The organism is Brevibacterium sp. 239c, assembly GCF_900169365.1.
GTDB lineage: Bacteria > Actinomycetota > Actinomycetes > Actinomycetales > Brevibacteriaceae > Brevibacterium.
Genome location: NZ_FXZH01000003.1, coordinates 82,857 through 93,920 on the forward strand (window position 1 = coordinate 82,857; position 11,064 = coordinate 93,920).

At 64.6% G+C, this 11,064-nt stretch carries 12 protein-coding genes; all 12 read right to left on the reverse strand.

The window, feature by feature from the left end:
* Position 1: 1 nt before the first annotated feature.
* Positions 2 to 1,594 (reverse strand): anthranilate synthase component I, encoded by a 1,593-nt coding sequence (gene trpE, locus BSP239C_RS03790; protein WP_101570296.1) that lies wholly within the window; start codon positions 1,592 to 1,594, stop codon positions 2 to 4.
* Entirely contained in the window at positions 1,584 to 1,955 is a 372-nt protein-coding gene (gene hisI, locus BSP239C_RS03795; protein ID WP_101570297.1) for a phosphoribosyl-AMP cyclohydrolase, read from the reverse strand. The genes trpE and hisI overlap by 11 nt, the downstream gene beginning before the upstream one ends.
* Entirely contained in the window at positions 1,952 to 2,716 is a 765-nt protein-coding gene (gene hisF, locus BSP239C_RS03800; protein WP_101570298.1) for an imidazole glycerol phosphate synthase subunit HisF, read from the reverse strand. The genes hisI and hisF overlap by 4 nt, the downstream gene beginning before the upstream one ends.
* A 28-nt stretch (positions 2,717 to 2,744) precedes the next feature.
* On the reverse strand, positions 2,745 to 4,247 hold the full coding sequence (locus tag BSP239C_RS03805) for a carboxyl transferase domain-containing protein (RefSeq protein WP_101570299.1): 1,503 nt from the start codon (positions 4,245 to 4,247) through the stop codon (positions 2,745 to 2,747).
* 93 nt (positions 4,248 to 4,340) lie between these two features.
* Positions 4,341 to 5,546, reverse strand: a complete 1,206-nt coding sequence (locus BSP239C_RS03810; RefSeq protein ID WP_101570300.1) for a CaiB/BaiF CoA-transferase family protein — start codon at positions 5,544 to 5,546, stop codon at positions 4,341 to 4,343.
* Between the two features lie 2 nt (positions 5,547 to 5,548).
* On the reverse strand, positions 5,549 to 5,965 hold the full coding sequence (locus BSP239C_RS03815; RefSeq protein WP_257930062.1) for a PH domain-containing protein: 417 nt from the start codon (positions 5,963 to 5,965) through the stop codon (positions 5,549 to 5,551).
* A gap of 25 nt (positions 5,966 to 5,990) precedes the next feature.
* Complete coding sequence (gene hisG / locus BSP239C_RS03820) at positions 5,991 to 6,830, reverse strand: ATP phosphoribosyltransferase (RefSeq protein WP_101570302.1); 840 nt, start codon at positions 6,828 to 6,830, stop codon at positions 5,991 to 5,993.
* Positions 6,831 to 6,913: 83 nt separating this feature from the next.
* The gene (locus BSP239C_RS03825; RefSeq protein ID WP_101570303.1) at positions 6,914 to 7,177 is read right to left on the reverse strand and encodes a phosphoribosyl-ATP diphosphatase; all 264 of its coding nucleotides are present in this window, start codon (positions 7,175 to 7,177) and stop codon (positions 6,914 to 6,916) included.
* Between the two features lie 115 nt (positions 7,178 to 7,292).
* The gene (locus tag BSP239C_RS03830; RefSeq protein ID WP_101570304.1) at positions 7,293 to 7,958 is read right to left on the reverse strand and encodes a nicotinamide mononucleotide transporter family protein; all 666 of its coding nucleotides are present in this window, start codon (positions 7,956 to 7,958) and stop codon (positions 7,293 to 7,295) included.
* An 11-nt stretch (positions 7,959 to 7,969) separates the two neighbouring features.
* A complete protein-coding gene (gene rpe, locus BSP239C_RS03835) occupies positions 7,970 to 8,632 on the reverse strand; it encodes a ribulose-phosphate 3-epimerase (protein WP_101570305.1) in 663 nt (220 codons plus the stop codon).
* A 1-nt stretch (position 8,633) separates the two neighbouring features.
* Positions 8,634 to 10,088: an RsmB/NOP family class I SAM-dependent RNA methyltransferase gene (locus tag BSP239C_RS03840; RefSeq protein WP_101570306.1), complete on the reverse strand. Its 1,455-nt coding sequence runs from the start codon at positions 10,086 to 10,088 to the stop codon at positions 8,634 to 8,636.
* Between the two features lie 5 nt (positions 10,089 to 10,093).
* Positions 10,094 to 11,053, reverse strand: coding sequence for a methionyl-tRNA formyltransferase (locus tag BSP239C_RS03845; RefSeq protein ID WP_101570307.1), 960 nt, complete (start codon positions 11,051 to 11,053; stop codon positions 10,094 to 10,096).
* Positions 11,054 to 11,064: the final 11 nt, after the last annotated feature.

Sequence of the window (11,064 nt, forward strand, 5' to 3'; positions counted from 1 at the left end):
CTCAGCCTCGTTCCCTGGTCGAAGTTCCGAGCTTTTCCACGGCGCTGGCTGCTGCCGCCGCTCCGAGGACTGCTGCCGCCTTGTTCTGCGATTCCTCATATTCGGTTTCGGGCACGGAATCGGCGACGAGTCCGCCGCCGGCGTACACGCTCATGACCTTATTGCGAAGAACTCCGGTACGGATGGCGATCGCCAGATCGAGGTCGCCGGTGAACGACATATAGCCCACGACTCCCCCGTAGATTCCGCGGCCGATGGGTTCGAGTTCGTCGATGATCTGCAGAGCCCGCGGCTTCGGCGCTCCGGAGAGTGTGCCAGCCGGGAACGTGGCCCGCAGAACGTCCACGGCGCCGTGCCCGGGTGCGAGTTGTCCGCGCACGGTCGAGGAGATGTGCATGATGTGGCTGTAGCGCACGATGTCCATGAATTCGCTGACATCGACGGTGCCGGCCACACACACCTTGGCCAGGTCATTGCGGGCGAGGTCGACGAGCATGAGGTGCTCGGCACGTTCCTTCTCGTCGCTGATGAGGCCTCTGGCCAGCGCCGAGTCCTCTTCGGTCGTGGCGCCGCGAGGGCGTGAACCCGCAATCGGGTGGGTCACGACGTCGCCGGAGCGGACCGTGACAAGGGCCTCCGGGGATGAGCCGATGATGCTGGCGGGCTGTTCTTGGTCGTCATGGAGGTTAAGCAGGTACATGAACGGGCTGGGGTTCGAATGACGCAGCATCCGATAGACGGTCAGCGGATCGGCTTCGCACGCGGTGTCGAAGCGTTGCCCGAGGACGACCTGGAAGATCTCTCCGTCGACGATCTCGAGTTTGGCGCGTTCGACGTTGTCGAGATAGACCTGCGGGTCGGTGCGGGTCGTGACCTCGGGTTTGACGAAGTGCGTGCTCGAGATCTCGGCTTCGCTGGGCCTGCTGATTCGGGCCAGCATCGCTTCGATCCGATGCACACCAGCGTGGTAGGCCTCGTCGATGCCGGTATTGGCTCCATTGACGTTGAATACGTTGGCGACAAGCGTGAGGGTTCCCGAGTAATGGTCGTAGACCGCGATGTCTCCGGGGATCATCAGCTGCACAGTCGGCAGATGGTGCTCATTGGCGAGGGCGGGGCCGAGGCGCTCGAACTCACGCACAATGTCCCATCCGAAGTACCCGACGAAGCTCGAGACCATCGGTGGCAGAAGCGAATCGGTCCCGTCCACAGCAAGGAGCTCGAGGGTCGCGGTGACGGCATCGAGAACGCTGCCTTCGGTCGGGATCCCCACCGGCGGTGTGCCTTCCCAACGAAAGCTCTCTCCCTCGGAGATCAGGGTGGCCACCGGCGCGGAGCCGATGAACGAGTAGCGCGCCCAGGCTCCGGACACGGCCGATTCGAAAAGGAAGCTGCCGGGGCCACCGTCCGTGAGCTTGCGGTACAGGCTCAGCGGGGTCTCGGTGTCGGCGAGGACCTCCGCGTGGACCGGCACCAGGCGATGGTCGGCGCCCGAAGCGCGGAATTCCTCAAGGCTGGGGCGAATCGCCAGCGCTGTGTCTGCGGATCCTGTGTCGCTGGATCCTGTGTCGGTGGTCCCTGTGTCAGTTGGCACTGATGGTCCTTCCGGTGAAGCAGGTCGGGGTCTGGGTGTGGCAGGCCGGACCGGTCTGTTCGACCTCCATGAGCAGAGCGTCGGCATCGCAGTCGAGGCTCAGGGAGATCACCTTCTGTGTGTGCCCCGAAGTCTCACCCTTGACCCAGTATTCCTGCCGGGACCGCGACCAGTACACAGCGGCACCGGTGCTCAGGGAGCGTTCGATGGCTTCGGTGTCCATCCACGCCATCATGAGGACTTCTCGGGTCGTGACTTCCTGGACGATGACGGGAATGAGCCCGTCGGGGTTGACAGTGATCAGTTCGCGCCAATTGTCCGGATCGGCATCGACCTGGGTGGTTGAATCGTGTGTGCTCATCGGACCTCGATTCCTTCCTTGCGCAGTGCGTCTTTGACCTCGGCGATGCTCAGTGTCCCGAAGTGGAAGACACTTGCGGCCAGCAGCGCGTCGGCTCCGGCAGCCACGGCCGGAGCGAAGTGTTCGACCCGTCCGGCTCCCCCGGACGCGATCAGCGGAACGTCGACGGCTGCGCGAGCCGCGGCGATGAGCTCGAGATCGAAGCCGTCACGGGTCCCGTCTGCGTCGATGGAGTTGAGCAGGATCTCACCGACGCCGCGTCCGGCCGCCTCGGTGATCCACTCGATCGCACAGCGACCGGTCCCCTCACGACCACCGCGGGTGGTGACTTCGAAGCCAGACGGAGTCTGCGTCCCCTGAGTACGACGGGCGTCGAGGGAGAGGACGAGGACCTGATTGCCGAAATGGTGGGCGATATCGCTGATGAGCGTCGGATCTGCCACCGCGGACGTGTTGACGGAGACCTTGTCGGCCCCATCGCGCAGAAGCCGGTCGACGTCGTTGACGCTGCGGATGCCGCCGCCGACGGTCAGCGGGATGAAGACCTCTTCCGCGCAGGCACGGACGATGTCGTGGACGGTCTCCCGATCACCGCTGCTGGCGGTGACATCGAGAAACGTCAGCTCGTCTGCTCCGGACTCCCCGTAGCGTCGCGCCAGTTCGACCGGGTCGCCGGCATCCTTGAGGTCAGCGAACTTCACGCCCTTGACGACACGTCCTTCGTCGACGTCGAGGCAGGGTATGACTCTGATAGCAACCATGTGATTCTCCTAGATTCCCAATCGACGTTCAGATTCCAAGTGTGCGATACCGTTCCATCCGCCGCGCCAGGCGACGATCGGAGGGTTCGCGCATGAGTTCGATGAGTTCGTACTCCAGTGTCGCACCCACCCGGGACACGAAGTCCAACGGCTCCTGGCTAGCGTCCGGATGTTCGGCGATGATGCGGTTGACGACTCCCGTCTCCTTGAGCATGGGTGCATGCACGCCCTGGCTTTGGGCCATCTCCGGTGCGCGCTCGGTTGTTCGGTGCACGATCGCTGAGGCGCCTTCCGGTGGCAGCGGTGAGAGCCAGCCGTTCTCGGCGCTGAGGACTCGATCGGCGGGAATCAGTGCGAGGGCTCCCCCACCGGATCCTTCACCGAGGATGAGGGACACCGAGGGGGCGTCGAGGTTCGCGAGATCGGCGAGGCTGCGGGCGATCTCTCCGGCGATTCCCCCTTCTTCGGCGGATTTCGACAGTGCAGCGCCAGGGGTGTCGATGACGGTCACGAGAGGAAGATTGAGTTCGGCCGCCAACCGCATGCCGCGCCTAGCCTCGCGCAATGCTGCAGGCCCCAGAGGTGCCCGGGAGTCCTGACGGAACCGGTCCTGGCCGAGGATGATGCACGGGGCGGAGCCGAATTTCGCCAGTGCGAGCAGCAGGCCGGGATCCTTCTCCCCCTGTCCGGTGCCGTTGAGTGGCAACACGGTGTTGGCTGCGGTGCGCAGGAGGTCACGGACTCCAGGACGCTCCGGGTTGCGCGACCGGGTGATCGCCTCCCAGGCATCGGAGTTCGGGTCCACCACCTCGGGGCGGGTGTCAGGATCGGCGACGCGCAGCGGAATCTCTTTGGCGCCCATGAGCACGTCGAGGACGCGAGCCACGGTGGTCTGAATCCGCTCGGGACCGATCACCGCGTCGATGATGCCGTGCTTGTGCAGGTTCTCACCGGTCTGCACATTCTCGGGAAACTTCTCCCCATAGATGGCTTCGTAGACACGTGGGCCGAGGAAGCCGATGAGGGACCCCGCCTCGGCGACGGTGACGTGGCCCATCGACCCCCAGGAGGCGAAGACCCCGCCGGTGGTGGGATGCCGCAAATACACCAGGTAGGGCAGGGCGGCCCGGCGGTGAGCCATCACGGCATTGGTGATCTTGACCATCGACAGGAATGCGATGGTGCCTTCCTGCATCCTGGTTCCGCCCGAGGCCGGTCCTGCCAGAAGCGGCAGCCCCTCGAGCGTGGCTCGTTCGATCGCCTCGACGAGCCGTTGGGCCGCTGAGACTCCGATCGAACCGGCGAGGAACCGGAATTCTCCGGCCACGATGGCGACGCGGCGCCCCTCGATCATGCCTTCGCCGGTGATGATGGCCTCATCGACCCCGGACTTCTCCCGGGCAGCGGCGAGTTCGGCCGCGTACTCCTCGGAGATGCCTCCTGCGGGCATGACCGGAGCCGTATCCCAGGACACGAATGATCCGTCATCCACGACGATGTCGACGAGTTCATGTGCATTCAACCGTGCCACGTGCTTATCTCCTGTTTCAGGTGTGTCTGACGAACGGTAAAGCGAAGTTGGACCACCGGGTGCAGATCAGACGGTGGCGCTGCGGTCAGGGCCTCAGCTGTCCGAATCGAGCCAGGACACGATCGCCTCGGCATCCTCATTCAGCAGCGGCGGCGCATCGTGGGCTGTCCGCGTGGTTTCGACCTCGGCCTCACCATCTGCGTCGAAGAACCGCAGGGGTGGTCCGGGCAGGTCGATGTCACCGAGAACCGGGTGGTCGACCGAGACCTTGAGTCCTTGGCTCAGTGCCTGATCCCAGGAGTAGACCTCTTGCAGGGTGCGGACGGTGCCGGATGGAATTCCGGCGGCGCCGAGCTTAGCGAGGAGATCGTCCGGTCCGTAGGCGGCGAACTTGCTTTCGATGAGTTCGATCACGGCCGGACGGTTCGCGACGCGTGAGGCGTTGTCGCCCATGCCCTCGGTGGCCGGATCGATGTCGAAGGCTGCGCAGAACTTCTGCCACAGGTTCTCGTTGCCCACGGAGATCTGCACGGCACCGTCGTCGCACCTGAACAGTCCGTAGGGCGAGAGCGAAGGGTGGTGGTTGCCGCCTGGCTCAGGGGTCTGTCCGGCCACTGTGGCGCGTGTGCCCTGGAAGGCGTGGACTCCGACCATGCCGGCGATGAGGGAGGTGCGCACGACCTTGCCCTTGCCCGTGCGTTCGCGTTCGAGGAGGGCGGCGAGCACACCGTAGGAGCCGTAGATGCCGGCCAGGAGATCGGCGATGGGCACACCCACACGCTGCATGTCATCGGGCCCGGACCCGGTCAGCGACATGAGTCCGGCCTCGCCCTGGGCGATCTGGTCGTAGCCTGCCCGGGAGGACTCGGGGCCGTCGTGGCCGAAACCGGTGATCGAGAGCAGCACCAGGCGGGGGTTGATCTCCATGCACACGGCGGTGGAGAACCCGAGGCGGTCGAGGACTCCGGAGCGGAAGTTCTCGATCAGCACATCGGCGCGGGAGATCAGTTCCCGCAACGTCTCCTTGCCGGTGTCCGATTTGAGGTCGAGGGCGATGGATTCCTTGTTGCGGTTGCAGGAGAAGAAGTATGTGGCCTGCGGGTCGTCTTCGGGACCGACGAATGGAGGGCCCCAGGACCGTGAGTCATCGCCTTTGCCCGGGTTTTCGACTTTGATCACACGGGCGCCGAGGTCGCCGAACATCATTCCCGCGTGTGGGCCGGCCAATGCGCGTGAGAGGTCGACGACCGTGTATCCGGTCAGTGGGCCTTCGACCCCTGTGATTGTGTCCTTCGACATTCCTATTCCTCCTTGAAGTGGGTCCATCTAGCGATGAGCATACGCAACCGCTGACATTCCTCGTGGGCTCGGGGTCCATCTGCGTGCTGGATCGCCATCACGGCATATGTGGTTCCGTCGGTCAGATCAAGAGTGGGCCACGGATCGTCCCCTTCCGGTGAGAAGGCGACGCCGAGGATCTGCCCCCAGGCGAAGGTGCGCGTCCTGACCATGTTCTTCACGACCAGACCGGATTCACTGGGTCGGGCCTGGATGTCGGCGACGCGCAGCAGTGCCGCAGCGAAGATGATACCGAGCAGGTTCATCCAGACCACGTCGAGCGGGGTCCAGGGATCCCAGTCCACGACGAGCAGTGCGATGGACAGCACCGCGAAGCCGATGAACACCATCACTGCGCCGACGGTGCTGATGATGCGCACCTGGCGGGGTCGGAAGACGCGGAATTCAGATTCGGCAGGCGCCAATGTTCGTCACCAGAATCGCACGGGCACCGACCGCGTAGAGACGGTCCATGACGTTGTTGACCTCTTTGGATTCGACCATGACGCGGGCCGCCACCCAGCCGGTCTCCTGCAGTGGGGAGATGGTGGGTGATTCGAGACCGGGGGTGAGTCCGAGTGCTTCGGGGAGCAGCCGCTCTTCGATGTTGTAGTCGACGAGCACGTACTGCCGGGCCACCATCACGGATTCGAGACGGCGTCGCAGCACCTCGATGGTCTCGGCTGCTCCGTCGCGCTGGACGAGGACGGCTTCGGATTCCAGCAGTGGCTCCCCGAATGTCTCGAGCCCTGCAGCGCGCAGCGTGCTGCCGGTCTCGACCACATCGGCGATGGCCTCGGCGACGCCGAGCTGGATGGAAACTTCGATGGCACCGTCGAGTTGGACGGTTTTTGCGTTGATGCCCCGGGCCTGCAGGTCGGCTTCGACGAGGTTCGGGAAGCTGGTGGCGATGCGTGCGCCTTCCAGCTGGGTGGGCGAGGTGTAGGAACCGGTGACTCCGGCGTAGAAGAAGCGGGAGGCACCGAAGCCGAGACCGATGACTTCCTGCGCTTCGGCCTTCGACTCCAACAGCAGGTCACGACCGGTGATGCCGGCGTCGAGGATGCCCGATCCGACGTAGACGGCAATATCGCGGGGGCGCAGGTAGAAGAACTCGACGCCGTTGACTTCGTCCTGATGGACCAAGGTCTTACTCCCCCGGCGAGTGGAGTATCCGGCCTCGCTGAGCATCTCGGAGGCGGCTTCGGACAGTGCGCCCTTGTTCGGCACGGCTACACGCAGCATGGTGTCCTTTTGTGTTTCATCGTCAACGGTTATTGTGGAGTCGATCTGCAGCTCCGTGCGTCTCGACTGATGCGGGTTGACCTCTAGAGATGTGAGTTGACGTCGTCGAGGCTGAGATCCTTAGCGACCATGAGCACCTGCAGGTGGTAGAGCAGCTGGGAGATCTCCTCGGCGAGGTCATCCTTAGTCTCATATTCGGCCGCCATCCAGACCTCTGCGGCTTCTTCGACGACCTTCTTCCCGATCGCATGGACTCCTGCGTCGAGTTCGGCCACGGTCTTCGAGCCTTCAGGACGATCGAGGGATTTCTGCAGGAGTTCGGCGTACAGCGAGTCAAAAGTCTTCACGAAACCAGCCTAATACATCGATCTCAACACGCTCACACGGGGTCTCGGCCATCGGGACGCTACCCCACTACGGAACGGTCCACTCGACGGGACGATCACCCACGACTGGGAGGTCTCATTCCTCGCTGCCTCGGTTGATGTCCGTGGCGCCTCGATGAGGCGCCGAGATCGTCTGCTTCGATCTCTTCGACCAGTCGATGAAGCCGAGGACGACCATGACGAGGAAGATGAGGTATACGGCACCGGAGAACACGAGTCCTCCGGCGACGGCCAGGGGTATCCCTACGAGGTCGACGGCCAGCCACACGAACCAGAATTCGACGATCGCACGACCCTGGGCGTACATCGCCACGATTGAGCCGACGAAGATGTAGGCGTCGGGATAGGGGTTCCAGGACCATCCGCCCAGTGCCAGGACGTAGCCGAAGACTCCGGTGCCCACGAGGAGCCCGCCGATCAGGAGCAGTCGCTCCTTCCAGGTCGCCCAGCGGACGAGGACTTCGCCGGCGGCTTCCCGGGATTTCTTCCACTGCGTCCAGCCCCACACTGCGGCCACGATGATGACGACCTGGCGGGAGGCGTTGCCGCCGAGTCCGGCGGAGATGCTGGCGGCGAAGAGAAGGATGGAACCCAGGATCTGGACCGGCCAGGACAGAATGTTGCGCCGCAGCGCCAGGACCACGGTGGCCAAGGCGCAGATATTGCCGAACAGGTCGGAATACGGCACTGGTTTGCCCAGCAGTTCGAATGCTGGGGTGTTCAGCCAGTCGAGCAGTTCCATTTCCGCCTTCTTCAGTGCACGTGTGATGCTGCGAGTTCACGCAGCTCCGAGATCGCGGTGGCTGCATCGTCGGGTCCGTAGACGGCGGAGCCGGCCACGAGCACATCGGCGCCGGCGTCGACGACGCGTTCGATCGTCGACGTCGAGACTCCCCCGTCGACCTGCAGCTTGATCTCCAGCCCGGAGGCTGAAATCGCCTCACGGGTGCGACGGATCTTCGGCAGGCACACATCCAGGAACTTCTGTCCACCGAAACCGGGTTCGACGGTCATGATGAGGATCTGGTCGAACTCGCCGAGGAGGTCGATGTAGGGCTCGATGGGGGTCGCCGGCTTGAGTGCGAGGCTGGCTTTGGCTCCCAGCTTTCGGATCTCCCGAGCCAGGCGCACAGGTGCGGCGGCCGCCTCGGCGTGGAAGGTCACCGAGGCGCAGCCGAGCTCGGCGTAGACCGGTGCGTTCCGGTCCGCGTCGGCGATCATCAGGTGTGCGTCGAGCGGGATCGGACTGATCGCCTGGATCCGTTCGACCACGGGCGGGCCGAAGGTGAGGTTCGGAACGAAATGGTTGTCCATCACGTCGATGTGCGCCATATCGGCGGTGCTGATTTTTGCCAGTTCGCCTCGCAGGTCCGAGAAGTCGGAGCTGAGGATGCTGGGGTTGATCTCGATCGCCATTTCAGTGCGCCTTCCGCATCAGAGCCAAGAACATTCCATCGGTGTTGTGGACATGGGGCCACAGCTGAGCGTACCGTCCCGCTCCCCGGCTCACCGAGGTGAACCCTTCGGCATCGGTGCCCGTGACCTCTGCGAGGACAGCTGGGGCATCCAGGATTTCAATGTCGGACCCGCGCAGGACATCGTCGACGACGAGCACTGTCTCCGCGTAGTGGGGAGAGCAGGTCGAGTAGGCGACGACTCCCCCGGCAGCGCATGCGTCCAAGGCTGCCCGCAACAGTTCTCGCTGCAGTCCTGCCAGCGCGTTGATGTCCTCAGGGCGACGACGGTAGCGGGCCTCGGGGCGACGACGCAGGGCGCCGAGTCCCGAGCAGGGAACGTCGACGAGCACCTTCGCGTAGGGGCCTGTGGCCTCGCGGGCGTCTTGGACGCGGGTCGTGACGTTATCGAGGGCCTGGGTGGAGGATCGCACAAGTTCGACCCTGTGCTCGCTGGAGTCGAAGGCATCGAGAAAGGTTCCCGACGCCTTCGCAATCGCCGCGAGGACTGCGGCCTTGCCACCGGGTCCTGCACACAGGTCCGCCCAGGTGCCTGCCGGTGCCTCAACCTGCGCCAGGGCCAGAGCCACCAGCGCGGACCCTTCGTCCTGCACTCGGGCCCGGCCGCTGGCGACGGCATCGACGTTCTTGGGCACCGCTGTGTCGAGGGTGACGCCGATGGGTGAGAATTCGGTCGGCTGCCCGGGCAGTTCGCTGCGGTCGATGAGTCCCGGCAGAGCGGAGACGCTGACCTTCGCTGCCGCATTGTCGGCTTCGAGCAGGGCCTGCAGTTCAGACGCCTGCCGGCCGTGGCCCTTAAGGGCCTGTGTCATGGCCCGGACGATCCATTCCGGATGGGAGTATTCGATGGCCTGCTCGCTCACTGCGCTGGCTCCGGCGGTGACACGGCGCAGCCATTCGTCCCGGTCGACCTCGGAGACCCGGCGGAGTACGGCGTTGACGAACCCGGCCGTCTTCGGAGCATAGGACTTGATGACGGCCACGGTCTCCGACAGTGCTGCATGGTCGGGCACGCGCATGGACAGGATCTGGTGGGCGCCGAGGCGCATTCCGGCCAGCGGTTCAGGGTCGATGCTGTCGATGGGGCGGTTCGCGGCCTTGGCGATGATCGCATCGTAGAACTCCTGTTGGCGCAGCGCGCCATAGGTGAGTTCGGTCGTGAACGCCGCATCTTGGGGATCCATATGCGTGCGGGCGAGCTTGGCGGGCAGGAGCAGGTTCGCGTACGAGTCCTTCGTCTCCACATCGACGAGGACCTCCCAGGCGATGCGCCGAGGCAAGTTCTTGGCCTGACGCGGCTCTCGCCCACCCGAGGGTCCGTTGCCGGAGGACTTGCCGCCTGTTGGGGGCTTGTTCCCCGCTGGTCTCTTCCTCGGCATGCGCTCATCTGCTGGCATCGGTCTCATGCTCCTTGCTCGGGGTCTGCCGTCGGCTCGGCACTAGCTTCGCTGGGGTCGAATCGGATGTCGCCACGGCCACGCAGGAAGTCCACGGCAGCCATCCGAGGCTTGCCGAAGGGTTGGATCTCCTCGACCTGGACCCAGCCGTCGCCGCAGCCGATGACAGCTGTCTTCTGCCAAGAGGTCAGCAGCCCGACATCGGTGGCCGCGGCGACGTCGGGAGCGGGTGCGAGTCCGAAGAGTTTGGCCCGCTTCCCATCGATGTTGGCCCATGGTCCGGGACTCGGGCTGACTCCCCGGGCACGGTCAATGATCGCCCGTGCGGGCTCGGAGAAGTCGAGATGGGCGTCGGCGATACCGATCTTGTCCGCGTGGCTCGCTTCCCCTGACTGCGGGCTCATGACCGCGGTGCCGTCGGCCAGGTCGTCGAAGGCCGCGACCAGTTCGGCCGCACCCCTATGGGCATAGTCGTCGAGTGCGGTGGCGACATCGGGATGGTCCAACGGGAGTTCGAGGCGGCGCAGGACGGGCCCGGAGTCCATGCCCTCGTCGATCTTGAACACGCTGACTCCACTGTGGCTCTGGCCTGCGATGAGGGCACGTTGGACCGGAGCGGCTCCGCGATGTTCTGGGAGAAGCGAGAAATGGAGGTTGAACCAGCCGAGTTCGGCAGTCGCCAGTGCTGCCGGTCCGGCGATGGCCCCATAGGCGACGACGGCTACGGCGTCGACCTTGAGGGCTCTGAGTTCTGTGATGACCTCGCCGCGGAGTCGGCTCGCCTCGATGACGTCGAGACCGAGTTCGAGGGCACGGGCTTTCACGGGTGAGGGGGTGAGGACACGTTTGCGTCCCACCGGGGCATCGGGTCGGGTGAGGACGGCACGGATGCGGTGTCGAGATTCGACGAGAGCCTCGAGGGCTGGCACTGCGGCATCCGGAGTTCCGGCAAAGACGATATCCACTTGAGGAATTC

What these genes read in the sequence shown, in the direction of transcription:
- hisI (WP_101570297.1), bottom strand. Translation starts at nt 1,955, where the DNA reads ATGAGCACACACGATTCAACCACCCAGGTCGATGCCGATCCGGACAAT.
- hisG (WP_101570302.1), bottom strand. Translation starts at nt 6,830, where the DNA reads ATGCTGCGTGTAGCCGTGCCGAACAAGGGCGCACTGTCCGAAGCCGCC.
- BSP239C_RS03830 (WP_101570304.1), bottom strand. Translation starts at nt 7,958, where the DNA reads ATGGAACTGCTCGACTGGCTGAACACCCCAGCATTCGAACTGCTGGGC.
- BSP239C_RS03810 (WP_101570300.1), bottom strand. Translation starts at nt 5,546, where the DNA reads ATGTCGAAGGACACAATCACAGGGGTCGAAGGCCCACTGACCGGATAC.
- hisF (WP_101570298.1), bottom strand. Translation starts at nt 2,716, where the DNA reads ATGGTTGCTATCAGAGTCATACCCTGCCTCGACGTCGACGAAGGACGT.
- BSP239C_RS03840 (WP_101570306.1), bottom strand. Translation starts at nt 10,088, where the DNA reads ATGCCAGCAGATGAGCGCATGCCGAGGAAGAGACCAGCGGGGAACAAG.
- rpe (WP_101570305.1), bottom strand. Translation starts at nt 8,632, where the DNA reads ATGGCGATCGAGATCAACCCCAGCATCCTCAGCTCCGACTTCTCGGAC.